We start from the raw sequence: 22,306 nt of genomic DNA, 5'->3' as shown, positions 1-22,306 counted from the left end.
CCGATCCGCGGGTCCAGGCCCACGCCCTCGATGATCTGCGCCGTGTCCAGGCCGTGGGTCGCTGCGTAGGTGTCCAGCTCGTTGAAGTACGCGACCCGCAGCGCGAGGTAGGTGTTGGCGAACAGCTTGATCGCCTCGGCCTCGGTCGGGTCGGTCAGCAGGATCGGGACGTCCTTCGTGATCGCGCCCTCCAGCAGCAGGTCAGCGAACTGCTTACCCCGCTCGGACCGGTCACCGACCACGATGCGTGAGGGGTGCAGGTTGTCGTACAGGGCCCGGCCCTCACGCAGGAACTCCGGGGAGAACACGATCCCCGCGCCCGGGTGCTCGGCCCGCATCCGCTCGGTGAAGCCCACCGGGATCGTCGACTTCACCACGATCGTCGCGTCCGGCACCCGGGCCAGGACGTCATCGATCACCGACTCCACCGACGAGGTGTCGAAGAAGTTCGTGATCTCGTCGTAGTTCGTCGGGGTCGCGATCACCACCACCCGCGCACCCGCGTAGGCCGCTTCCTTGTCCAGCGTCGCGGTCAGGTCCAGGTCCTTGCCCGCGAGGTACTCCTCGAGCTCGGTGTCCGCGATCGGTGAGATCCCCTCGTTCACCTGCGCCACCTTGCCCGGATCCAGGTCCAGCGCCCAGACCTCATGGTTCTGCGCCAGCAGCACCGCGTTGGACAGACCCACATAACCCGTACCGACAACAGCGATCTTCACGACGGGGGCTCCTGACAAAAGGGTGGTCGACGGCGGACCACCATGCTAGGCCTGCCGCAGGGCCTCGATGACGCCTCCCAGGTCGGCCACCGGACGTTCAGCCAGTGACGCACGCCACACCGACACCCGCCCGGCCCGGAGGTTAGGCTTACCTCACAATGTCACAGACCACGAACGCACCGAACGGCAAGCCCCGCAGGGGGATCCGCAACACGGCGACCGTGACCGCAGTCCGGCAGCTGACACCGCACATGATCCGGGTGACGATCGGTGGCGAGGCCCTGGCGGCCGTCGACCCGACTCCACTGACGGACCGCTACATCAAGCTCGTCATGGCAGAGCCCCCGGAACCCGAGGGCCGACCCGTGCTCCGCACCTACACGATCCGCAACGTCGCCGGGTCGAGCTGGGACATCGACATCGTCACGCACGGCGACGTCGGCTACGGCGGCCCCTGGGCGCAGAGCGTCCAGCCGGGCGACGAGGTGTCCTTCGTCGGCCCGGGCGGCGACTACGCGCCCTCCCCCGACGCCCCGTGGCACCTCATGGTCGGCGACGAGTCCGCCCTGCCCGCCATCGCCGCCGCGTGCGAGGCCCTGCCAGGTGACGCGGTGGCCCACGTCTTCGTGGAGGTCACCGACGCCTCCGAGGAGCAGGAGATCCGGAGCCCCGCCGACGTCCGCCTCACGTGGGTGCACCGGTCGACGGGAGCGCACGTGGCCGACGTCGTGCAGGCCGCCGAGCTGCCCGACGGCGTACCGCACGCGTTCCTGCACGGCGAGGCCGGCTGCGTCCGTGACCTGCGCCGCTGGGCGCGCGGGACGCTGGGGGTGCCGCGCGAGCTGCTGTCGGCGTCGGGCTACTGGCGCCGGGGCCGCGACGACGAGCACTGGCGGGCCGAGAAGGCCGAGTGGCGGGCCGCGGTGGAGCAGGACGACCTGGTCCTCACCGCGCGCTGAGCGCGCTGAGGACGAGACCGCTCACAGCGCGTCGAGCACCGCGAACCAGCGCTCCGCCGTCGGGCCGTCGTACGGCGGGGCGCCCGCACGGACGGCGGCCAGCAGGCGGTCGGCGTCCGCCTGGACCTGGGCCACCACCGACGGCGGGTAGCCGTACCGCACGGTGTGCTCGGCGAACTCGTCCTCGTCGTCGATGAACGACTCGCCGCGTGTCCTGGCCCGCTTGCTGCCCGGCTCCTGGGCCAGCACGTCGAGGTCCATGTCGACCGCGGAGACCTCGAACGCCGGCCCGTCGCCGGCGTCGGGCACCGCACGCCACTCCGGGACCGTGGTGAGGTCGATGTACAGGCGCGCGCCCCTCGGGTGGTCGCGGTAGAGGTCGGCCACCCAGCCGACGTCGCCGAAGAGCATGAGGCCGGGGTTCTTGCTGTGGAACTGACGGCCGGGCCTGCTGAAGAGGGTTCCGGTGCGGTAGCCGACCCAGAGGCCGTGCTCGTCGCGGCCCAGGTAGACACCGTCGTACCGCCAGTGCGGGGTGCCGTCCCACTTGCGCATCCGGCCGCCGACGACGGTGCCCGGCTCGGTTGGCATCGAGCCGGAGAGTACCTGGTCAGCAGGTCGTCGCGCGGGCATGTCCCGGAGCCTAGCGGGGCCGCGATGAGATCGGTCGTATGACCTGAGATCGGTCCGACGACCGACCGATCTCAGGTCATGCGACCGAACTCATGCAGATCTCATGCGGATCTCAGTAGCCGTCCGATGCCGGAGCGTCCACGCCCGCCCCCGCGTCGAAGCCGGCCAGGACCGACGCCGTGCCCGACAGGCCGAGGCGGGTGGCACCCGCCTCGATCATCGAGAGCGCCGCGTCGAGGTCCCGGACCCCGCCGGAGGCCTTCACACCGAGCCTCCCGCCGCCGACGGCTCCGACGGTGCGCGCCATCAGCGACACGGCGTGCACCGAGGCACCGCCTGCCGGGTGGAAGCCGGTGGACGTCTTCACGAAGTCGGCGCCGGCGGCCTCAGCCGCCTTGCACGCGCCCACGATCTGCTCGTCCGTGAGCGCCGCCGACTCGATGATCACCTTCAGGACCCGGTCGCCGGGCACGGCGGCGCGGACCGCCGCGATCTCGGCCTGCACCACGTCGAACCGACCGGAACGAGCGGTCCCGACGTCGATCACCATGTCGACCTCATCGGCCTCGTCGGCTACCGCACGGGCCGCCTCGAAGGCCTTCACGTCGCTCATATGCTTGCCCGACGGGAACCCGCAGACCGTCGCGACGGCGAGCCGGCCGGCCGCGACCTCGACCGCGAGGGACACGAACGACGGTGACACGCACACCGAGAACACGCCGAGCCCGGCGCCCTCCTCGACCAGCGTGGCGACGTCGCTCGCCGTGGCCTCCGGCTTGAGCAGCGTGTGGTCGACGAACGCGGCGAGCGCCGCCTTGTCGTGCGGCACGGCCGACGGCCGGGGCGCTTCAGGCTGAGCGGTCATACGAGGGCACCTTCGACTTTCTGGATTCCGGGCAGGAGTACCTGCTCCACGAGGTCGCGCCGTTCGTCGTGGTGCATGAACGCACCCCAGGCGGCGGTGACTGTCACGTCGACGAGGTCGTCGAGCGTCCAGCCGGCCTCGTCGACGAGCAGCTTCATCTCGTGCGTCATCGACGTGCGAGACATCAGGCGGTTGTCCGTGTTGAGCGTGACGGCGAAGTCCAGCTCCTTGAGGCGGGTGATCGGGTGCTTCGCTATCGACTCCGCGGCGCCGGTCTGCAGGTTCGAGACCGGGCACAACTCGAGCGGGATCTGGTGGTCGCGCACCCAGTGCGCGAGGCGGCCGAGGTCGGCGGCGCCGCCACGTCCGTCGCCCGAGAGGCCGCTCTCCCCGGGGTCGCCGTTCGCCACGAAGGCGATGTCGTCGATGATCCGGGCGCCGTGGCCGAGGCGGTCGGCATGCCCCAGGTGCACCGCCTGCCCGATGGAGTCGAGGCCGTCGGCCTCGCCGGCGTGGATCGTCACGGGCACGTCGTGCTCCGCGAGGAAGCGCCAGATGCTGAGGTGACGCGACGGCGGGAAGCCGGCCTCAGGCCCCGCGATGTCGAACCCGACCACACCGAGGTCCCGGTAGGTGACGGCGAGCTCGGCGATCTCCTGCCAGCGGTCCTGGTGCCGCATGGCGGTCACGAGCTGGCCCACGCGGATGATGTGCCCGTCGGCTGCCGCGGCCGCGATGCCGTCGTCGATCCCCGCCTGTACGGCCTCGACGGTCTCGGCGAGCGACAGCCCGCCGGCCAGGTGCTGCTCGGGAGCCCAGCGCTGCTCGGCGTACACGACGCCGTCGGCCGCGAGGTCCAGCACGGCCTCGCGTGCGACGCGGGCCAGGTTGTCGGCGGTCTGCATGACGGCGACCGTGTGCTCGAACGTCTCGAGGTACCGGACCAGCGAGCCGGAGTCGGAGGCGTCGCGGAACCAGCTCGCGAGGGACTCGGCGTCGGCGGCCGGCAGCGGGTGCCCGACGGCGTCCGCGAGCTCGAGGACGGTCTGCGGCCGCACCCCTCCGTCGAGATGGTCGTGCAGCACTACCTTGGGCAGGGCGCGTATCAGCGCCTCACCGGGGCGTGCCCCGGGGTCTTGCGTGGTCATGCTGACAACCTACCGTCCACTACCGACAGCCTGCCGTCAGCCGGCGTCGGGGACCTCTTCCTCGTCGGCTTCCGCGGGGACATCCAGGGCCTGCTCCACGACGTCCGCTTCCGCGGCGTCGCCGTCGTTGTCGGGACGCGGCGCGTCCGGGACGTACTCGTCGGGGTCGTGCGTGGCGTCGACCTCGGCGTCCTCGGGAGGGTCCAGGCCTGCATCACGCCAGGAGTCGGGACCAGGGAGTGTGCTCATCAGGCCTCCTTGTCAGCGGTCTTCAATCGTCGCCCGGGTGTCGGCACCGTGCCACCGGCCGGCACGCTCGGGCAGCAGCACCCAGGCGATGTGCGGCCAGCCGCCGAGCGCGGCGGTCAGCGCCTTGCGCACTCGCGCGGCGGTGCGCTCGGCGGTGGAGTGCGACATCTCGGCCCCGCCCGACGGCGCCGGAGGCGGGTCGAGGAGCGCGGCGACGGGGACGGTGTGCAACCCGGCGCCCGACGGTTCGTACAGGACGGCGCTGCCTTCCGCACCCTCGCCGTCGGCCAGGGTGAGCAGCACGACGTGGCGCGGAACCGCGGAGCCCCAGCCGCCCGTGACGTCGCCGCCCGTGTACAGGGGGACCGGGAGGCCGGCGCGCGCGCACGCGACCGCCGCCTCCAGCAGGGCCCGGGAGCCGGCCACCCGGTGTGTGTAGCGCACGCCGCCGTAGCTGGCGAACCTGGCGGCCCCCCACGGCGGTGTGCCGTAGGTGCGCGGCCAGCCCGCGACGAGCAGTCCGCGCCGGTTGGTCGCCACCTGGACAGCGTGCTGGAGCCGCACGAACCGGCTCGCCGGGTCGCCGCTCGCGAGCCGCAGCGCCGCCCGCGGGTCGCCGGCCAGCCCCAGCATCGCCAGGACCGCGGACCCGCAGGTGGTCTCGTCGACCTGCACGGCGGCCGCCGTCGTCCCGTCGAGCGACGGCAGGTTCAGCCGCCGCGGGAAGCCGACAGTCCCGGTGCCTCGCCGCCGCGCCAGCGGGTCCAGCACCGAGCGCCGGGCCCGGGACGTCGCCGACTCGAGGTGCCGCTCGACGTCCTCGGGCACGGCGGGGTGCTCGAAGCGCCCCGGCGGGGGTGGTGTCGGGATTGGCCCGGCGAAGGCACGCATACCGCCAAGCAGGGACGAAAGGCGCAATGTCGACGGCACCTCGACAGGCTAATCCGGGCAGAAGCGACTCGCCGGTCCGCCACGCTGGCGGGAGCGGGCGATCCGGGGTCCCACCGGCAGACGGTGGCCGTACGGCGGCCCCGAGCTCAGCCGATGCGGTCCAGCACCACCGACTGGTCGGACGCCAGCGCCGCCCCGACCAGGGCACCCGCACCGACGTCGACGGTCGCCATCGCGCTGGCCGCACCGGCGAGCGCGCCGCCGAGAACTCCGCCGCCCGCACCCTCCGGCTCCACCGCCCAGCCGCCCTCGAGCGCCTCACGCGCCCGGGCGAACCGCTCCGGGGTGTCGGTGTGCAGGGTAAACACGGGCTGACCGGCGGCGACCGGCTCCCCCGGTTTCACGTGGATCTCGATGCCGGCACCCGCCTGCACCGAGTCCTCCTTGCGCGCACGGCCCGCACCGAGGCGTCGGACGGCGACGCCGACCGCGTAGGCGTCGAGCGAGACCAGCATCCCGGACTCCGGGGCCACCACGGTCTCGGACTCCTTCGCGACCGGCAGCGGAGCGGAGACGTCGCCGCCCTGCGCCGCGATCATGGCGCGCCACTTGTCCATGGCCCGGCCGTCGGCCAGGGCCGCACGGACGTCCGCCTCCGCGACAGGGCGGTCGGCCGCGGCGAGCATCTCCACGGCGAGCGCCACGGTGAGGTCGACGACGTCGGACGGCCCGCCGCCGGCGAGGACCTCCAGGGACTCGCGGACCTCCAGCGCGTTGCCCGCCGTACGTCCCAGCGGCACGGACATGTCGGTGACCAGGGCGACGGTACGCATCCCGGCGTCGGTCCCGAGGTCGACCATGGTGCGGGCGAGCTCGCGCGCGCTCTCCAGCGTCTTCATGAACGCGCCGGACCCGACCTTGACGTCGAGCACCAGGGCCCGGGTGCCCTCGGCGATCTTCTTGGACATGATCGAGCTCGCGATGAGCGGGATGGCCTCGACGGTTCCGGTGACGTCGCGCAACGAGTACAGCTTGCGGTCGGCGGGGGCGAGGCCGGCGCCGGCGGCGCAGATCACGGCGCCGACCGACTCGAGCTGCGCCATCATCTCGTCGTTCGTCAGCGAGGCACGCCAGCCAGGGATGGCCTCCAGCTTGTCGAGCGTGCCACCGGTGTGGCCGAGGCCGCGGCCGGAGAGCTGCGGCACTGCGACGTCGAACGCCGCGACGAGCGGCGCGAGGGGCAGGGTGATCTTGTCGCCCACGCCGCCGGTGGAGTGCTTGTCCGCCGTCGGCCGGGAGAGCTTGGCGAACGACATGCGTTCGCCGGACTCGATCATCGCGTGCGTCCACCGGGAGATCTCCGCGCGGGACATGCCGTTCAGCAGGATCGCCATGGTCATCGCGGACATCTGCTCGTCGGCCACCGCACCACGCGTGTAGGCGTCGATGAGCCAGTCGATCTGCGCGTCGCCCAGGGCCTCCTGGTCGCGCTTGGCACGGATGATGTCGACGGCGTCGAACTGCTCGGTCATCGGGTTGCCTTCCGCACGTGGTCCAGGTCGCCCGGCCCGAAGGCCTGGGGCAGTACTTCGGTCATCGGCTGGATGCCGAGGGGGGTGTCGACCAGCAGCTCCGGCCCGCCGTGCTCCCACAGGATCTGGCGGCACCGGCCGCACGGCATGATCGTCTCGCCGAGCGCGTTCACGCACGTGAACGCGGTGAACCGCCCGCCACCCGACATCACGAGGGCGCTGACCAGGGAGCACTCGGCGCAGAGCGTCACCCCGTACGCGGCGTTCTCGATGTTGGCGCCGGTGAGCAGGCGTCCGTCGTCGGCGAAGGCCGCCGCACCGACCTTGAAGTCGGAGTACGGCGCGTACGCCTTGCCGACCGCCTCCCGGGCCGCCGCCCGCAGGGCGTCCCAGTCCACGGCGTCCGCTGTTCCCACAGGGTCCACGTCCATCATCCTCATCCCTTGATGTACGGCTCGCCCGACGCGGCCGGCGGGCGGGACCGCCCGACCAGGCCCGCCACGGCGAGCAGGGTGACGACGTACGGCACCATGAGCATGAACTGGCTCGGCACGGGCGAGCCCACGACGGACAGCACGTTCTGCAGGTTGGAGGCGAACCCGAACAGCAGGCCCGCGAACGCGGCCCGCACCGGGTCCCACTTGCCGAAGATCACCGCGGCGAGCGCGATGTAGCCCGCGCCGCCGGTCATGTTCTCGCCGAACTGGCTCAGGTAGACGGTCGTGTAGAACGCGCCGCCCAGCCCGGCCACGGCGCCCGCGACGAGCACCGCGTTGTACCGGGTGCGCACAACGTCGATGCCGACGGTGTCGGCTGCCTTCGGGTGCTCGCCGACGGCCCGCAGGCGCAGGCCCCAGCGGGTCCGGTTCAGCGCGTACCAGACGGCGGGCACGGCGAGGAACATCAGGTAGATCAGCAGCGGCTGGTCGAACAGGACCGGGCCGAGCACGGGGATGTCCGACAGTACGGGGATCGGGATGGACGAGAACCGCGTGGTCGAGTTGAGCGTGGCGGCGTCGTCCTGCAGCACCTGCGAGTAGAGGAAGCTCGTGAGCCCGACGACCAGCACGTTCAGCACGACACCCACGATCACCTGGTTCACGTGGTACGTGATCGCGAACAGGCCGAGCACGAGCGAGACGAGCGCGCCGGCGAGCACCGCAGCGGCCAGACCGATCAGCGCGCTGTCCGTGACCGAGGAGACGATGCCGGCCGTGAACGCCGCGCCGAGCAGCTGCGACTCGATGGCGATGTTGATCACGCCGGCGCGTTCGCCGATCACGCCGCCCAGCGCGCCGTACACGAACGGCACCGACCACAGCACGGCGCCGCCGAGCAGGCCCACCACCGACAGGTCGCGCGGGCTGCCCGCACCGGCCCAGGCCAGGAACCCGGTGAGGCCGGCGAAGGCGAACACCGCGACGACCCACATCGGTGTCCTGGACCCGCGTGCGGTGCGCAGCACGACGAACGCCGTCGCGGCGAGCATGACGGCCCCGCACGCCCAGGCCAGCGGTGCCGCCGGGAGCACGATCACGGGGATCTGGAAGAAGTCCCCGCGCTGCGACAGGAGGAACCGGGTGTCACCCGAGTGCGGGACCGCGACGAGCAGCAGCGCGTACAGCGCGGTGACGGCGAGCAGCACGCCCGCGGACTTCCACGACACCAGCGTGACGGTCCGCGTCGTCTCCGACAGCGGCGCGTCGAGCTGGGCCGTCCTCTGGTCGGCGCTCACGCTGCCGCCTCCTTCTTGGCCCGGGTCGCCTTCGTCTTCTTCGGGGTCCGACGCCGGTTGGGGTCCGGCAGCCGGAAGATCGCTCGGATCAGTGGCGGCGCCGCGATGAACAGCACGATGAGGGACTGGACCACGAGCACGATGTCGCTCGGGATGCCCTGCGAGGCCTGCATGGTGGACCCGCCCGCCTTGAAGGCGCCGAACAGGATGCCCGCCGCGAGCACGCCCCACGGGTTGGACCCGCCCAGGAGCGCGACGGTGATGGCGTCGAACCCGATGCCGGCGTCGATGTCTGAGCTGAAGCCCGTCGTGACGCCGCCCAGCACCTGCGACGCGCCGGCCAGGCCGACGAGCCCGCCTGCCACCAGCATCGAGTTCACCGTGGCGCGGCCCGTGTCGATACCGGCCACCCGGGCGGCGCGGGGGTTCTCCCCGACGGCGCGGAACGCGAAGCCCATCGACGACCGGCTCAGCAGCCACCACACGAACACGACGGCGAGCAGTGCCAGCACGAAGCCCCAGTGGAGGTTGAACCGTTCACCGAGGAGCGGCGGAAGCTGCGCCGACTCGGCGGTCGGCGGCGTCTTCGGGTTGGACGACCCGGGCGCCTGCAGCAGCCCCGGCGTCGCAAGCAGATAGGAGATCAGGTAGAACGCGACGTAGTTGAGCATGATCGTGACGATCACCTCGTGCGCTCCGGTGCGCGCCTTGAGCAGGCCCGCCAGGCCGGCCCACAGCGCACCGGCCGCGATACCGGCGACGAGCGCCATCAGCAGGTGCAGCGGGAACGGCACGCCGCTCACGCCGAAGCCCACCCAGCCGGCCGCGGCGGCCGCCACGAGCATCTGCCCCTGGCCACCGATGTTGAACAGGCCGGCCCGGAACGCGAGCGCCACACCGAGGCCCGCCGCGATGAGCGGCGTCGCGTAGTTGAGCGTCTGGGTGAGGGGGTGGATCGCGGTCGCGAAGTCCTCCGCCCGCAGGTTGACCACCGAGCCGCGGAACAGCGCCGCGTAGGCGCCGCCGATCGCCTGACCGAGGGCGACGAAGGTGTCGGCCGGCCGGGCGAAGAAGTAGGCCGAGGCGGCCTTCACCTCCTCGTCCGTGAAGGCGATCATGATCGAGCCCGCCACGATGGCGAGCAGCACGGCGCCGACGGACACGGTCCAGGGGCTGCTCATGGTCTGGTGGAGGGCCTTGGCGAGGCGGCTCGCCGTGTCGGGCGCTGCGTCGCCCACCGGTCCGGTGGACTCGCGGGCCCGCTCCTGCTCCAGCTCCTCGGCGGTGCCTGGTTCGAGGCCGGCTTCCTGCTCTGAGCTCTCCTCAGAACTCGACTCGGGCGCGTTCACGCGACCTCTCCCTTCGCGTCCTGGGGGGAAATCCCCGCCATCATCAGGCCGAGCACGTCGCGCGGGGTGTCAGCAGGCACGATGCCCACCACCTTGCCGCGATACATCACCATGATCCGGTCGGCCAGGGCCACCGCCTCGTCCAGCTCGGTGGAGACCACGACCACGGGCACACCGGCGTCGCGCGTGGCGACGATCCGCTTGTGGATGAACTCGATGGAGCCCACGTCCACGCCGCGCGTCGGCTGTGCCGCGACGAACAGGCGCAGGTCGCGCGAGAGCTCGCGCGCGAGCACCACCTTCTGCTGGTTACCGCCCGACAGGCGACCCACCGGTGTGGCGATGCCCTGCGTGCGGACATCGAACTCCGCGACCTTCTCGTGCGCGAACCGGTCCCGGAAGGAGCGCTGCAGCGCGCCCCGCCGCACGAACGGCGGACCGTCGGAGCGGTCGAGCATCAGGTTCTCCGCGATGGTGAACTCGGCGACCAGACCGTCGTAGGTGCGGTCCTCGGGGACGAACCCGACGCCTTCGTCGAGGATCCCCCGGACCGAACGTCCGATGAGCTCCTTGCCGTCGAGCGTGATGCTGCCGGACACCTCGTCCTGGAGGCCCAGCAGGGCCTCGGTCAGCTCCGTCTGGCCGTTGCCCTGGACGCCCGCGACGACGAGCACCTCGCCGCCACGCACCTCGAAGCTCACGCCGTCGACCGCCACGGTGCCGGTCGACTCGGTGATGACCAGGTCGGTGACCTTGAGCCCGTTGTCGTGCAGGGTGGGCGCGTCCTTGTGCACCGTGAGCTCGACGGAGCGGCCCACCATGAGCGAGGCGAGCTCGCCGTCCGACGCCGTGGGCAGGGCCTCGCCCACCACCTTGCCGTGGCGGATCACCGTGATGCGGTCCGCGACCTCGCGGACCTCGCGCAGCTTGTGGGTGATGAACACGATCGCCGAGCCCTCGTCGCGCAGCTGGCGCATGATCGCCATCAGCTCGTCGGTCTCCTGCGGTGTGAGCACCGCCGTCGGCTCGTCGAAGACCAGCACGTCGGCGTTCCGGGAGAGCGCCTTGATGATCTCGACGCGCTGCTGCACGCCCACCGGCAGGTCCTCGACGACGTCGTCGGGGTCCACGTGGAAGCCGAACCGTGCGGAGATCTCCCGCACCTGCGCGCGGGCCGCCTCCAGGTCGAGCCGTCCGCCGCCGCGGGTCTGCTCGTGGCCGAGCATGACGTTCTCCGCGACCGTGAAGACCGGCACGAGCATGAAGTGCTGATGCACCATGCCGATGCCCGCTCCCATGGCGTCACCGGGACCGGAGAAGTGCTGGAGGACGTCGTCCAGCAGGATCTCGCCCTCGTCCGCCTGGTACAGGCCGTAGAGCACGTTCATCAGGGTGGACTTGCCCGCCCCGTTCTCGCCGAGCAGCGAATGGATCTCGCCTGGCCGGACCACCAGGTCGATGTGGTCGTTCGCGACGAGCGCGCCGAAGCGCTTGGTGATGCCGCGCAGCTCGAGCCGCATGATTGTCCTTCCCGAGGGGGGTCCTGGTCATAACAGGTCCCGGGGCGCACGGTACGACCCGTGCCCCCCGGGACCATCTTGCGTCACGTCTCGGTCATCGACCGGTCCGGATCACTCGGCGAGGTAGGACTCCACCTCGACCTCACCCGCGATGATCGACTCCTTGAGCGCCTGGGTCTCTTCCCACAGCGCCGGGTCGACCTTGTCCTCGAAGTTGTGCAGCGGCGCGATGTCCACCCCACCGTTCTCGAGGGTGCCGACGTACGGCGTGGGGTCGAACTCGCCGTTGCCCGAGGCCACGACGGCCTCCTTGGCGGAGACGTCCATCCGCTTCAGGACCGACGTGAGGACCACGTTCTGCGTGGTGGGGTCGGTCTCGAAGAAGTCGGCGTCGGCACCGATGATCGCGACGTCCTTGCCGGAGTCGGCGATCGCGTCCATGGCGCCCTGGTAGATCGGGCCGCCCACGGGGAAGAGGACGTCGACGCCCTGGTCGATGATGTTCTTGGCGGTGGTCTTCGCCGCCGGGTCGGCAGCGAAGCTACCCGTGAAGGAGCCCTTCTCGCCGTCCCAGCCGACCAGCTCGACCTGCTCGCCCTTGGTCTCGTTGTAGTAGTCGATGCCCTGCTTGAAACCATCCATGAAGATGGTGACGGTCGGGAACTCCTGACCACCGTAGGTGCCGACCTTGTCGGCCTCCGAGTACCCGGCAGCCAGGTAACCCGCAAGGAACGCACCCTGCGCGGTGTCGTAGAGGATCGGCTTGATGTTCTCCGAGTCGGCCTCACCGTCGAAGTCCGCGTCGGCGGCGTCGTCGATGATGATGTAGTCGATCTCGGGGTTGGCCTTCGCCGACTCGATGGTCGTCGCGGACAGCGCGAAACCGACCGTGACGATGGCGTCGCAGCCCTCGGCCACGAGCGACTCGACGTTGCCCTTGTAGTCGCTCTCCGACGCGGACTCGACCTCGTGCGCCGTCGTGCCGAGCTCCTCGGCGGCAGCAGTGACGCCCTCGTAGCTGAGCTGGTTGAAGCTCTTGTCGTCGAAACCACCCTGGTCGGAGACGATGCAGGGCTTGAAGTCGCTGGCGGGGGCCTCGCCGCCACCAGCGGTCTCCTCAGGGGCGGCGCCGCACGCCGCGAGCGCGAGCGCCGCTGCTCCCGCAAGGGCGGTAAGCCGAACAGCCTTCTTCACTGGTGCTCCTTCGATGGTCCAGACGGGCCCTATCCAAACAGATCTGGGGCCCTATACCGCACCGAGGGTAGCCAGCGCATCCCGGATTTCGCGTTTCGAGACGGTAACCGGAGTAAGTCGTTACCGAAGCGTCACAGACAGGAACATCCAGCGGTCAGCTCGCCGCAAACTGGGCAAGGGTCCGCACGCCGACGCCGATCGCGCGCTCGTCGACCACGAGGTCGCCCTGGTGCAGGTCGTAGGTGCGGCCGCCGGGAGTGCGCACCCCGAGGCGGGCCATGGTGCCTGGCACCTTGCGCAGGAACCAGGCGAAGTCCTCTCCGCCCATCGACTGCTCGGTCAGCTGGACGCCGTCCGGGCCGACGGCATCGCGGATCGCGTCCTCGAGATCGCAGGTCGCCGCTGCCTGGTTCTCGACCGGCGGCACGCCGTGCGTCACGGTGACCGCCACGCTGACCTGGTACGGGGCGACGATCTGCTCGACCGCGTCGCGGACCAGCTCGCCCGCCTTCTCCCACGCCCGTACGTCGAGGCAGCGCAGCGTGCCCTTGACGACACCGGTGGACGGGATCGCGTTGGGCGTCGAGCCCGCCTGGACCGCGCCCCACGTCAGGTTCACGCCGGAGCGCGGGTCGAGCCGGCGGCCCAGCACACCCGGCGTCTGGGTGATGACCTGACCGAGCGCGAACACGACGTCACCCGTGAGGTGCGGTCGGGAGGTGTGCCCACCGGGCGACGAGATGGTCACCATCACGGAGTCGCTGGCCGAGGTGATGGGCCCGATGCGGGTGCCGACGTGCCCGACGTCGAACTTCGGGTCGCAGTGCAGCGCCGCCATCCGGTCGACGCCGTCGAGCTCGGAGGTGCGGTTGATGATGTCCTCGGCGCCGCCGGGGAACACCTCCTCGGCCGGCTGGAAGAACAGCCGGACGCCGCGCCGCAGCCGCCCTTCCTCCGCCAGCCGCGCGAGGACCAGGCCCGCGCCGAGCACCACGGTGGTGTGCACGTCGTGCCCGCAGGCGTGGGCGACGCCAGGCTCGGTCGACGCGTACTCCACCCCGCTGGTCTCCTGCAGCGGGAGGGCGTCGAGGTCGGCACGCAGGCCGACCCGGCCCTCACCGTTCGGACCGTGGTCGGGACCGATGTCGCAGACCAGTCCGGAACCGATCGGAAGCAGGCGCGGCTCGAGGCCGGCGGCTCGCAGCCGCTCGGCGACGGCGTGGGTGGTGCGCGTCTCCTTGCGGGACAGCTCGGGGTGGGCGTGCACGTCGCGGCGGAACGCGATGAGCTCGGGGTCCAGGATCTCGGCCAGCTCGCCCACGCGAGCGGCCAGGCCTGCGACGACCTCCGTGGCGTTCCCTCCGGGCACGTCACCCACCGGCATCTGGTCGTTCGAAACGATCAGATCGAAGTCGGCGAGATTGACGGGCGGCTGGGTCGGGTTCACCCGACCACGGTATCGCTGTCCGGCCCGCGAGACACGGCCGGGGCGCATCCGTCCCAGCATGCGGGCACTAGTGAGACCAGCGATGAGTCAGAGCAGGTCCTCGCGTCCTCGCTCCCGCACCGCCGCCACCACGTTCTTCACCTGCTGGGCGCGGGCCCGCGTGGTCACCAGCAGCGCGTCGGGCGTGTCGACGACGACGACGTCGTCCAGCCCCAGGACCGTCACCAGCCGGCCCGACGCCGGGACGACCACCGAGCCGGCGCTGTCGATACGGAGCACGTCGGCCGGGTCCCCGAGCACCTTGGCGCCGCTGTCGTCGTCGGACGGCAGGAGGACGGCGAGCGAGTTGTAGTCCCCGACGTCGTCCCAGCCGAACGTCCCCGGCACGACGGCGACACCGCCGGCCGCCGCGACCGGCTCGGCCACCGCGTGGTCGATGGCGATCTTCTCCAGGCCGGGCCACACCTCCGCGAGCACCGCGGCGCGGCGCGGCGTGTCCCACGCGTCCGCGACGAGCCGCAGCGAGTCGTGGAGCTCGGGGCGCTGCTCGGCGAGGTGCCCGAGCAGCACCGAGGTGCGCGAGACGAACATGCCCGCGTTCCAGCGGTACTCCCCCGACGCGAGGTAGACCCGCGCCGTGGCGGCGTCGGGCTTCTCCGTGAATCCCCGCACGTGGAGCGTGTGCGGTGCGCCCTCGACCCCGAGCGGCTCACCCGAGCGCACGTACCCGAACGCGACCGAAGGGCGCGAGGCCGCGATCCCGACGGTCGTCACGTAGCCGGCCCGCGCTGCGGCCACCGCCTCGCGGACCGCCAGGTCGAACGCTCGCGTGCCATGGATCACGTGGTCGGCGGCGAACGACCCGATGACGACGTCGCCGTGCCGCTTCTCCAGCACTGCGGCCGCGAGACCGATCGCCGCCATCGACTCGCGCGGCGACGGCTCGGCGAGCACCGCGGAGTCGGACAGCCCGGGCAGCTGCGCGCGGCAGGCCGCGACGTGCTGCTCACCGGTGACCAGGATGACGCCGTCGGGCCCGGCCAGCGGGCGCAGCCGGTGCTCGGTCGCCTGCAGCAACGACATGCCGGAGCCGACGAGGTCGTGCAGGAACTTGGGCTCCCCGCCGCGCGAGAGCGGCCAGAGCCGGGTGCCGGACCCACCTGCCGGTACCACTGCGAAGAAGTCGTCGATCGGGGACGATGGGGCGGCGGCCGAAGTCATGCCCCGCAGGATGCCAGGTGGACGGCCTTCCCGCAGTGATAGCCCGCTGGGCTCCGGTCAGGCGGGAGCGGGATCCGCCTGCAACGCGCGGGCAACCTGACGGGTGCCCGAAGCGGCGACATCTCCCCTGTGGGATCAGTCACAAATGCCGTGTCTTGATGCCCGTAAGGGCCGCCGGGCGGCGATCGAGGCGACCAGTTGTCATTACAGTGGGGACCAGCCACCCCCAGCCGTTTCAGCCATAGGAGGCTCCCGAAGTGCCCACCGCACCAGCAGGCACGTTATACCGCGGCCGTGAAGGCATGTGGTCCTGGGTCGCGCACCGCGTGACCGGCGTGCTGATCTTCTTCTTCTTGCTCGTGCACGTGCTCGACACAGCGCTGGTGCGCGTGTCTCCCGAGGCGTACAACGCAGCGATCAGCACGTACCAGACCGAGATCATGGGGCTGGGCGAGGCCGGGCTCGTGGCCGCGATCGTCTTCCACGCCTTCAACGGCATCCGCATCCTCCTGGTGGACTTCTGGGCCAAGGGCCCCAAGTACCAGAAGACGATGCTCTGGGTGGTCGTCGGCCTGTTCGTCGTGACGATGGCCGGCTTCCTGCCGCGGCACCTCATCAACGTCTTCACCGGGGGTCACTGATGGCGAACGCAACCGCGGCGAGGGTCGACTCCCCCCGCTCCCCGTACGAGCGCCGCAGGACGACGCGCGGCAACTACGAGCTGTACTCCTGGGTCTTCATGCGGGCGTCCGGCGTGGTGCTGCTCGTCCTCATCTTCGGCCACCTGTTCGTGAACCTGATGGTCGGCGACGGCGTGCACGCCATCGACTTCGGCTTCGTGGCCGGCAAGTGGGCCAACCCGATGTGGCAGGTCTGGGACCTCCTCATGCTGTGGCTGGCGATGATCCACGGCACCAACGGCGTGCGCACCATCATCAACGACTACGCCACGCGGGACCTGACCCGCGGCGTCCTCAAGGGCCTGCTCTACCTGGCGTTCGTCGTCGTGGTCGTGCTGGGCACGCTCGTGATCTTCACGTTCGACCCGTGCCCCCCGGACGCTCCGGCTGAGCTGGTCGCCTCCTTCTGCCCGGCATAGCACTCCCGCACGTCCCCCCAGCCCCACACTCCGAAACTCTTCAGCAGGAGGCATCGAGCCCGATGCAGACCCATCAGTACGACGTCGTCATCGTCGGCGCAGGCGGCGCAGGAATGCGCGCCGCCCTCGAGTCGTCGAAGGAGGCCCGCACCGCGGTGATCTCCAAGCTGTACCCCACCCGCTCCCACACCGGTGCCGCCCAGGGCGGTATGGCGGCAGCCCTCGCGAACGTCGAGGACGACAACTGGGAGTGGCACACCTTCGACACCGTCAAGGGCGGCGACTACCTCGTCGACCAGGACGCGGCCGAGATCCTCGCCAAGGAGGCCATCGAGTCGGTCCTCGACCTGGAGCGGATGGGCCTCCCGTTCAACCGCACCTCCGAGGGCAAGATCGACCAGCGCCGCTTCGGCGGGCACACCCGTGACCACGGCCAGGCGGCCGTGCGCCGCGCGTGCTACGCCGCCGACCGCACCGGTCACATGATCCTCCAGACGCTCTACCAGAACTGCGTCAAGCAGGACGTCGAGTTCTTCAACGAGTTCTACGTGCTGGACCTGATCACCGACCACGACCTCACCACCGAGGAGATCGCGGCGGGCGAGGAGGTCAACGCGACCGGCGTCGTCGCCTACGACCTGGCCACCGGCGAGCTCCACGTGTTCCAGGCCAAGTCGATCATCTTCGCCACCGGCGGTGCCGGCAAGATCTTCAAGACCACCTCGAACGCGCACACCCTCACCGGTGACGGCATGGCCCTGGCGTACCGCCGCGGCCTGCCGCTGGAGGACATGGAGTTCTTCCAGTTCCACCCCACAGGTCTCGCGGGGCTCGGCATCCTGCTGTCGGAGGCCGCCCGCGGTGAGGGCGGCATCCTGCGCAACTCCGAGGGCGAGCGCTTCATGGAGCGCTACGCCCCCACCATCAAGGACCTCGCGCCGCGCGACATCGTGGCCCGGTCCATGGCGAACGAGGTGCGCGAGGGCAGGGGCGCCGGTCCGAACAAGGACTACGTGCTCCTCGACCTCACGCACCTGGAGCCCGCGCACATCGACGCGAAGCTCCCGGACATCACCGAGTTCGCGCGCACCTACCTCGGCATCGAGCCCTACACGGAGCCCGTGCCGGTGTACCCGACCGCGCACTACGCCATGGGCGGCGTGCCGACCAATGTCAAGGGCGAGGTGCTCCGCGACGGCGTCAACGTCGTCAAGGGCCTCTACGCCGCAGGCGAGGTCGCCTGCGTGTCCGTGCACGGCTCCAACCGGCTCGGCACCAACTCGCTGCTCGACATCAACGTGTTCGGCAAGCGTTCGGGCCGAGCGGCCGCCGAGTACGCGAAGACGGCATCGTTCCACGAGCTGCCAGAGGACCCGACGGTCCGCGTGATCGCGCAGCTCGACGAGATGCGCAACCGGCCCGAGGGCGAGCGCGTGGCGGACATCCGCAAGGCGCTCCAGGACACCATGGACCTCAACGCCCAGGTGTTCCGGACGGGCGACTCCCTGAACGAGGCCCTCACCGACATCCGGGCGCTGCAGAAGCGGTACCGCAACGCGTCGGTGCAGGACAAGGGCAAGCTGTTCAACACCGACCTCCTCGAGGCCATCGAGCTGGGCTTCCTGCTCGACATCGCCGAGGTCACCGTGGTCGCGGCCATCAACCGCAAGGAGTCCCGCGGCGGTCACTACCGCGAGGACTACCCAGACCGCGACGACGCCCACTACATGCTGCACACGATGGCCTACCGCCGCCCGCCCGAGGCGTCGGACCAGGCCGAGGGCCACATCGAGGGCTACTTCGACCACGTCGAGGAGTTCGACGGCTACAAGGTCGTCCTGGGCTCCAAGCCCGTTATCCAGACCCGGTACGAGCCGATGGAGCGTAAGTACTGATGACTGCCACTCTCGAAGCCGCTGCCCCTACCCCCGCCACGGGCGAGATCCCCTCGTTCACGGTGACGCTGCGGGTCCGGCGGTTCAACCCCGAGGTGTCCGAGGAGGCCACCTGGCAGGACTTCACCGTCGAGGCGCACGGCACCGACCGCGTGCTCGACGCCCTGCACAAGATCAAGTGGGACATGGACGGATCGCTCACGTTCCGCCGGTCCTGTGCGCACGGCGTCTGCGGTTCGGACGCGGTGCGGATCAACGGCCGCAACCGCCTGGCGTGCAAGACGCTCCTCAAGGACGTCAACCCGGACAAGCCGATCACCGTCGAGCCCATCAAGGGCCTGCCGGTGATCAAGGACCTCGTCGTCGACATGGAGCCGTTCTTCGCCTCCTACCGCGAGATCATGCCGTTCCTCATCACCACGGGGAACGAGCCCTCCAAGGAGCGCTACCAGTCCCCCGAGGACCGCGCCCGGTTCGACGACACCACCAAGTGCATCCTGTGCGCCGCGTGCACGTCGTCCTGCCCGGTGTTCTGGACGGACGGCCAGTACTTCGGCCCGGCCGCGATCGTGAACGCGCACCGCTTCATCTTCGACAGCCGTGACGAGGGTGGGTCGCAGCGCCTGGAGATCCTCAACGACAAGGAGGGCGTGTGGCGGTGCCGCACGACCTTCAACTGCACCGAGGCGTGCCCGCGGGGCATCGAGGTCACGAAGGCCATCCAGGAGGTCAAGCGCGCCATGATCACCCGGGCGTTCTGAGTTCTCTCGCTTGCCTCCGCTGCGGGCGGAAGGTAGGGGCCGCCGCCCCTACCTTCCGCCCGGAGCTCTGTCGGGCTCGGTCAGGGCCCTGGACTGGGCCATCCAGGCGGTGCACAGGAGGAGAACCCTCGCCAGGAGGTTGACCAGGATCAGGACCGTGACCACCACGGCGAAGGACGCCAGGAGGGCGTTGCGGGCCGCTGCCGTCGTGATGATCTCGGTGCCGAGGTAGCGCAGGACGCCGGCCACGATCCCGACGGCCAGGGATCCGGTCAGCAGGTCCCGTACCGGCACGTGCATCCCACCGACGAAGCGCACGACCGCGGCGACCACTGCCGCGTCGAGCGCGAGGGTGACCAGGGCTCCGCCGGCCCGCACCCCGAACGACACCGCGGAGCCCTCCAGGCCGAGGTTCTCGAGAGTCCACGGGACCGCCACCGAGACCGCGACGCTCGCGGCGGCCGTGACCAGCACGCCGACGCCGAGCAGCACGAAGCCCAGGATCTGCCGAAGACGGTCGGTGAACGGGTTGCCGCCGTTCTCGGTCAGCCCGAACATCGCGCGCACGGAGTTGCGCAGCGCGCCCATGAAGTTCGTGGCGGACCAGAGCAGCACCGCCACGGCGACGATCGACGTCCAGCTCAGGCCGCTCGAGAGCACCAGGTCGGACGGCGACAGGACGCCGCCGTCGCCGGTGTCCACGAGCCCCGGTATCCAGTTGTCCACCTGGCTGAGGACGGCTTCGCGCAGCTCTGAGCTGCCCCCGAGGACCCGGATGAGCAGCGTGTAGCCGAGGGTCAGGGCGGCGAAGAGCGAGAAGAGCGCGGCGTACGCCATGCCCCCGCAGAGCACGGATCCGTTCGCGAGGTCGTACTGCGCCAGCGCGCGGCCGGCGCGAGTCTTCTCCCAGCGCGCCCACGCCGCCTGCCCGAGCTCGATCAGCCGCTTCATCGCGTCGAGCCTATGTGCTGCGGGCGGGTCAGGCTCCGCCTGTATCGGCTGGGTCCGCGGTTGCGGTCCCCCGCCTCAACCGAGGGGGAAGGCTGACTGGGGGCGCCAGATGCCGTCGTCGCCGTGCTCGTACTGGTAGAAGCGGTCGACGTCGAACTCGGCGGAGTAGTCCGACATCGCGTCGAACGCCTTGTCGAGCGCCGCGTCGGGCACCTCGTGCGCGATGGTGACGTGCGGGTGGTAGTTGAACCGCAGCTCCCCCCCGAGAATCCCGGACCGCACGCTCGCCTCGAGCTGCTCGCACTCGGAGATGCCCTGCGCCAGCGCGACGAACACCACCGGCGAGACCGGCCGGAACGTCGCCGTGCCGCGCAGCCGCACGGTGAACGGAGGCGCCGCGGCGGCGACCGCCGCCAGGTGGTCGCGCGCGTCGGCGAGCTGCTTCGCGTCGAGCACGGTCGGCCCCAGCAGCGTGATGTGCGGGGGGATCGAGTCTGCGAGCGGGTCCTCGGCGGCCACCCGCGCCGCGCTCAGGTCAGCGGCGTAGGGCTCCGGGATCTCGATAGCGATCCCGATGCGGACCTGGCCGGGTTCCCGCTCGGGGAGGTTCACCGGACGCCTCGTGCGGGGAGCAGCCCGAACCGCCCGTACATCCGGTCCAGCACCGGGCTCGCGATCGCGCGCGCCCGGTCGGCGCCGTCGGCCAGCACGCGGTCCAGCTCGGCCGGGTCGGCGAGGTAGGTGTTGGCGCGGGCCTGGAACGGCTCGAGGAAGGCGACGACGGCGTCGGCCAGGTCCACCTTGAGGTAGCCGTAGCCGCGGCCGTCGTACTCCTTGGCGATGTGGTCGATGTCGCGGCCGGTCACCGCGGAGAAGATCGTCAGGAGGTTCGAGATGCCGGGCTTCTCGGCGGGGTCGAACCGCACGCCGTACGACTCGTCGGCGTCGGTCACCGCCGACTTGATGGCCTTGACCGCCTTCTTCGGGTCCTCCAGCAGCCAGACGACGCCCTTGCCGCCCGCGCTGGACTTGCTCATCTTGGAGCTCGGGTCCTGCAGGTCCTGGATCTTCGCCACCGCCTTGACGATGTGCGCGTCGGGCACGACGGCGGTGCCCGCGCCGAAGCGCGTGTTCAACCGCTCCGCGAGGTCACGGGTGAGCTCCAGGTGCTGGCGCTGGTCCTCACCGACCGGGACCAGGCCCGCGTCGTACAGCATGATGTCGGCCGCCATCAGCACGGGGTACGTGAAGAGCCCGACGGTGGTGCCCTCGCTGCCCTGCTTCGCGGACTTGTCCTTGAACTGGGTCATGCGCCCGGCCTCGCCGAACCCCGTCTGGCAGCTCAGGAGCCACGCCAGCTCGGCGTGCGCGGCCACGTGGGACTGCACGAACAGGATGGACCGCTCGGGGTCGATCCCCCCGGCGAGGTACTGCGCGGCGGTGCTCCGGGTGCGCTCACGCAGCAGGGCCGGGTCAGGGCTCACCGTGAGCGCGTGCAGGTCGACGACGCAGTAGAGCGCGTCGTACGAGTCCTGCAGCGCGATCCACTGGGACAGCGCACCGATGTAGTTGCCCAGGTGGAGCGACCCGTCGGTGGGCTGCATCCCGGAGAATATGCGCTTCCGGGTGGGGCGGTCGGCAGCTGTCTCGGTGCCCACCGCGGTCGAGGTTTCGGACGACATGGCGAACATTCTGGCAGGTCCGTCCACGCTCACCGAATCGTCAGGTCGCTTCGTCGTCGTACGGCGCCTTCCCTGGTTCCGCGGACGCCCCGGCCGGTGCAGGGGCCGTGCCGTTCCGCTCGGCGGCCTGCGCCGCCGCCGACCCCGGGTACGCGGAGGGCGGGCTGTCGTCGAGCAGGGCGTCCCGGACGATCTTCCGCGGGTCGTACTGGCGCGGATCGAGCTTGGACCAGTCGACGTCGTTGAACTCCGGCCCGAGCTCGTCGTCCACGCGCGACTTCGCGTTCTGGAGCAGGTGGCGCCCCCGCCGCACGAGGGAGCCGAGCTGCTCCGCGTAGACCGGTAACCGCTCCGGGCCGATGACAAGCATCGCGACCACCAGAATGATCGCGAGCTCCCAGCCATTGATGCCGAACACGCTCAGAGCCTACTCGTGTCGCGGGACCGCCCGGAGAACAC

General features: G+C 70.8%; 23 protein-coding genes. 5 read left to right on the top strand and 18 right to left on the bottom strand.

Annotated features, from left to right (window positions below; translation table 11 throughout):
- Positions 1-716 (bottom strand): nucleotide sugar dehydrogenase (locus tag AB0F40_RS09900; protein ID WP_357466178.1); only part of this gene is annotated, 716 nt, incomplete at its 3' end.
- 158 nt (positions 717-874) lie between these two features.
- Between AB0F40_RS09900 and AB0F40_RS09895 the strand changes: the two genes are divergently transcribed.
- Entirely contained in the window at positions 875-1,675 is an 801-nt protein-coding gene (locus AB0F40_RS09895) for a siderophore-interacting protein (RefSeq protein ID WP_357466176.1), read from the top strand.
- Between the two features lie 21 nt (positions 1,676-1,696).
- On the opposite strand, the gene AB0F40_RS09890 is transcribed toward AB0F40_RS09895, so the two are convergent.
- The 13 genes from AB0F40_RS09890 to AB0F40_RS09830 form a co-directional block, all read right to left on the bottom strand.
- Positions 1,697-2,266 carry a DUF402 domain-containing protein gene (locus tag AB0F40_RS09890; protein ID WP_357466174.1) on the bottom strand — a complete coding sequence of 190 codons (570 nt, stop codon included), beginning with the start codon at positions 2,264-2,266 and terminating at the stop codon, positions 1,697-1,699.
- A 154-nt stretch (positions 2,267-2,420) separates the two neighbouring features.
- On the bottom strand, positions 2,421-3,173 hold the full coding sequence (deoC, locus tag AB0F40_RS09885) for a deoxyribose-phosphate aldolase (protein ID WP_357466172.1): 753 nt from the start codon (positions 3,171-3,173) through the stop codon (positions 2,421-2,423).
- A complete protein-coding gene (locus AB0F40_RS09880) occupies positions 3,170-4,321 on the bottom strand; it encodes an adenosine deaminase (RefSeq protein ID WP_357466170.1) in 1,152 nt (383 codons plus the stop codon). Before AB0F40_RS09880 ends, deoC begins: the two co-directional genes overlap by 4 nt.
- A gap of 36 nt (positions 4,322-4,357) precedes the next feature.
- Positions 4,358-4,570, bottom strand: a complete 213-nt coding sequence (locus AB0F40_RS09875; RefSeq protein ID WP_357466168.1) for a hypothetical protein — start codon at positions 4,568-4,570, stop codon at positions 4,358-4,360.
- A 12-nt stretch (positions 4,571-4,582) separates the two neighbouring features.
- Positions 4,583-5,461 carry a hypothetical protein gene (locus tag AB0F40_RS09870; protein ID WP_357466166.1) on the bottom strand — a complete coding sequence of 293 codons (879 nt, stop codon included), beginning with the start codon at positions 5,459-5,461 and terminating at the stop codon, positions 4,583-4,585.
- Positions 5,462-5,607: 146 nt separating this feature from the next.
- Entirely contained in the window at positions 5,608-6,993 is a 1,386-nt protein-coding gene (locus tag AB0F40_RS09865; RefSeq protein ID WP_357466164.1) for a thymidine phosphorylase, read from the bottom strand.
- The gene (locus AB0F40_RS09860; protein ID WP_357466161.1) at positions 6,990-7,424 is read right to left on the bottom strand and encodes a cytidine deaminase; all 435 of its coding nucleotides are present in this window, start codon (positions 7,422-7,424) and stop codon (positions 6,990-6,992) included. The genes AB0F40_RS09865 and AB0F40_RS09860 overlap by 4 nt, the downstream gene beginning before the upstream one ends.
- Positions 7,425-7,429: 5 nt before the next feature.
- Positions 7,430-8,728, bottom strand: a complete 1,299-nt coding sequence (locus AB0F40_RS09855) for an ABC transporter permease (RefSeq protein ID WP_357466159.1) — start codon at positions 8,726-8,728, stop codon at positions 7,430-7,432.
- Positions 8,725-10,077, bottom strand: coding sequence for an ABC transporter permease (locus tag AB0F40_RS09850; protein WP_357466157.1), 1,353 nt, complete (start codon positions 10,075-10,077; stop codon positions 8,725-8,727). The genes AB0F40_RS09855 and AB0F40_RS09850 overlap by 4 nt, the downstream gene beginning before the upstream one ends.
- On the bottom strand, positions 10,074-11,597 hold the full coding sequence (locus tag AB0F40_RS09845) for an ABC transporter ATP-binding protein (RefSeq protein ID WP_357466155.1): 1,524 nt from the start codon (positions 11,595-11,597) through the stop codon (positions 10,074-10,076). The genes AB0F40_RS09850 and AB0F40_RS09845 overlap by 4 nt, the downstream gene beginning before the upstream one ends.
- 111 nt (positions 11,598-11,708) lie before the next feature.
- The gene (locus AB0F40_RS09840; RefSeq protein WP_357466153.1) at positions 11,709-12,791 is read right to left on the bottom strand and encodes a BMP family ABC transporter substrate-binding protein; all 1,083 of its coding nucleotides are present in this window, start codon (positions 12,789-12,791) and stop codon (positions 11,709-11,711) included.
- Positions 12,792-12,945: 154 nt separating this feature from the next.
- Complete coding sequence (locus tag AB0F40_RS09835; RefSeq protein ID WP_357466188.1) at positions 12,946-14,175, bottom strand: amidohydrolase; 1,230 nt, start codon at positions 14,173-14,175, stop codon at positions 12,946-12,948.
- 150 nt (positions 14,176-14,325) lie between these two features.
- On the bottom strand, positions 14,326-15,459 hold the full coding sequence (locus AB0F40_RS09830; protein ID WP_357466151.1) for a sugar phosphate nucleotidyltransferase: 1,134 nt from the start codon (positions 15,457-15,459) through the stop codon (positions 14,326-14,328).
- 257 nt (positions 15,460-15,716) lie between these two features.
- On the opposite strand from AB0F40_RS09830, the gene sdhC reads away from it, so the two are divergent.
- The 4 genes from sdhC (at position 15,717) to AB0F40_RS09810 (ending at position 19,214) form a co-directional block, all read left to right on the top strand.
- Positions 15,717-16,100 (top strand): succinate dehydrogenase, cytochrome b556 subunit, encoded by a 384-nt coding sequence (gene sdhC, locus AB0F40_RS09825; RefSeq protein ID WP_357466149.1) that lies wholly within the window; start codon positions 15,717-15,719, stop codon positions 16,098-16,100.
- Positions 16,100-16,558, top strand: coding sequence for a succinate dehydrogenase hydrophobic membrane anchor subunit (locus AB0F40_RS09820; RefSeq protein ID WP_357466147.1), 459 nt, complete (start codon positions 16,100-16,102; stop codon positions 16,556-16,558). The genes sdhC and AB0F40_RS09820 overlap by 1 nt, the downstream gene beginning before the upstream one ends.
- 62 nt (positions 16,559-16,620) lie before the next feature.
- Positions 16,621-18,453 (top strand): succinate dehydrogenase flavoprotein subunit, encoded by a 1,833-nt coding sequence (sdhA, locus tag AB0F40_RS09815; protein ID WP_357466145.1) that lies wholly within the window; start codon positions 16,621-16,623, stop codon positions 18,451-18,453.
- Positions 18,453-19,214, top strand: a complete 762-nt coding sequence (locus AB0F40_RS09810) for a succinate dehydrogenase iron-sulfur subunit (RefSeq protein ID WP_357466143.1) — start codon at positions 18,453-18,455, stop codon at positions 19,212-19,214. The genes sdhA and AB0F40_RS09810 overlap by 1 nt, the downstream gene beginning before the upstream one ends.
- 48 nt (positions 19,215-19,262) lie before the next feature.
- Here the strand turns inward: AB0F40_RS09810 and AB0F40_RS09805 are convergent, their stop codons facing one another.
- The 4 genes from AB0F40_RS09805 to AB0F40_RS09790 all read right to left on the bottom strand — a co-directional run bounded on the left by AB0F40_RS09805 (position 19,263) and on the right by AB0F40_RS09790 (position 22,265).
- On the bottom strand, positions 19,263-20,165 hold the full coding sequence (locus AB0F40_RS09805) for a YihY/virulence factor BrkB family protein (protein ID WP_357466141.1): 903 nt from the start codon (positions 20,163-20,165) through the stop codon (positions 19,263-19,265).
- Positions 20,166-20,240: 75 nt separating this feature from the next.
- A complete protein-coding gene (locus tag AB0F40_RS09800) occupies positions 20,241-20,777 on the bottom strand; it encodes a 2'-5' RNA ligase family protein (RefSeq protein ID WP_357466139.1) in 537 nt (178 codons plus the stop codon).
- Entirely contained in the window at positions 20,774-21,847 is a 1,074-nt protein-coding gene (gene trpS / locus AB0F40_RS09795; RefSeq protein WP_357466137.1) for a tryptophan--tRNA ligase, read from the bottom strand. The genes AB0F40_RS09800 and trpS overlap by 4 nt, the downstream gene beginning before the upstream one ends.
- Positions 21,848-21,887: 40 nt before the next feature.
- On the bottom strand, positions 21,888-22,265 hold the full coding sequence (locus tag AB0F40_RS09790; protein ID WP_357466135.1) for a twin-arginine translocase TatA/TatE family subunit: 378 nt from the start codon (positions 22,263-22,265) through the stop codon (positions 21,888-21,890).
- Between the last annotated feature and the right edge of the window lie 41 nt (positions 22,266-22,306).

This window comes from Promicromonospora sp. NPDC023987, from assembly GCF_040639055.1.
In the GTDB taxonomy this organism is placed as follows: domain Bacteria; phylum Actinomycetota; class Actinomycetes; order Actinomycetales; family Cellulomonadaceae; genus Promicromonospora.
This window is presented reverse-complemented; position numbering and strand designations above follow the sequence as displayed.

What these genes read in the sequence shown, in the direction of transcription:
- AB0F40_RS09895 (WP_357466176.1), top strand. Translation starts at nt 875, where the DNA reads ATGTCACAGACCACGAACGCACCGAACGGCAAGCCCCGCAGGGGGATC.
- AB0F40_RS09890 (WP_357466174.1), bottom strand. Translation starts at nt 2,266, where the DNA reads ATGCCAACCGAGCCGGGCACCGTCGTCGGCGGCCGGATGCGCAAGTGG.
- deoC (WP_357466172.1), bottom strand. Translation starts at nt 3,173, where the DNA reads ATGACCGCTCAGCCTGAAGCGCCCCGGCCGTCGGCCGTGCCGCACGAC.
- AB0F40_RS09880 (WP_357466170.1), bottom strand. Translation starts at nt 4,321, where the DNA reads ATGACCACGCAAGACCCCGGGGCACGCCCCGGTGAGGCGCTGATACGC.
- AB0F40_RS09875 (WP_357466168.1), bottom strand. Translation starts at nt 4,570, where the DNA reads ATGAGCACACTCCCTGGTCCCGACTCCTGGCGTGATGCAGGCCTGGAC.
- AB0F40_RS09870 (WP_357466166.1), bottom strand. Translation starts at nt 5,461, where the DNA reads ATGCGTGCCTTCGCCGGGCCAATCCCGACACCACCCCCGCCGGGGCGC.
- AB0F40_RS09865 (WP_357466164.1), bottom strand. Translation starts at nt 6,993, where the DNA reads ATGACCGAGCAGTTCGACGCCGTCGACATCATCCGTGCCAAGCGCGAC.
- AB0F40_RS09860 (WP_357466161.1), bottom strand. Translation starts at nt 7,424, where the DNA reads ATGGACGTGGACCCTGTGGGAACAGCGGACGCCGTGGACTGGGACGCC.
- AB0F40_RS09845 (WP_357466155.1), bottom strand. Translation starts at nt 11,597, where the DNA reads ATGCGGCTCGAGCTGCGCGGCATCACCAAGCGCTTCGGCGCGCTCGTC.
- AB0F40_RS09835 (WP_357466188.1), bottom strand. Translation starts at nt 14,175, where the DNA reads ATGCCGGTGGGTGACGTGCCCGGAGGGAACGCCACGGAGGTCGTCGCA.
- AB0F40_RS09830 (WP_357466151.1), bottom strand. Translation starts at nt 15,459, where the DNA reads ATGACTTCGGCCGCCGCCCCATCGTCCCCGATCGACGACTTCTTCGCA.
- AB0F40_RS09820 (WP_357466147.1), top strand. Translation starts at nt 16,100, where the DNA reads ATGGCGAACGCAACCGCGGCGAGGGTCGACTCCCCCCGCTCCCCGTAC.
- sdhA (WP_357466145.1), top strand. Translation starts at nt 16,621, where the DNA reads ATGCAGACCCATCAGTACGACGTCGTCATCGTCGGCGCAGGCGGCGCA.
- AB0F40_RS09810 (WP_357466143.1), top strand. Translation starts at nt 18,453, where the DNA reads ATGACTGCCACTCTCGAAGCCGCTGCCCCTACCCCCGCCACGGGCGAG.
- AB0F40_RS09805 (WP_357466141.1), bottom strand. Translation starts at nt 20,165, where the DNA reads ATGAAGCGGCTGATCGAGCTCGGGCAGGCGGCGTGGGCGCGCTGGGAG.
- trpS (WP_357466137.1), bottom strand. Translation starts at nt 21,847, where the DNA reads ATGTCGTCCGAAACCTCGACCGCGGTGGGCACCGAGACAGCTGCCGAC.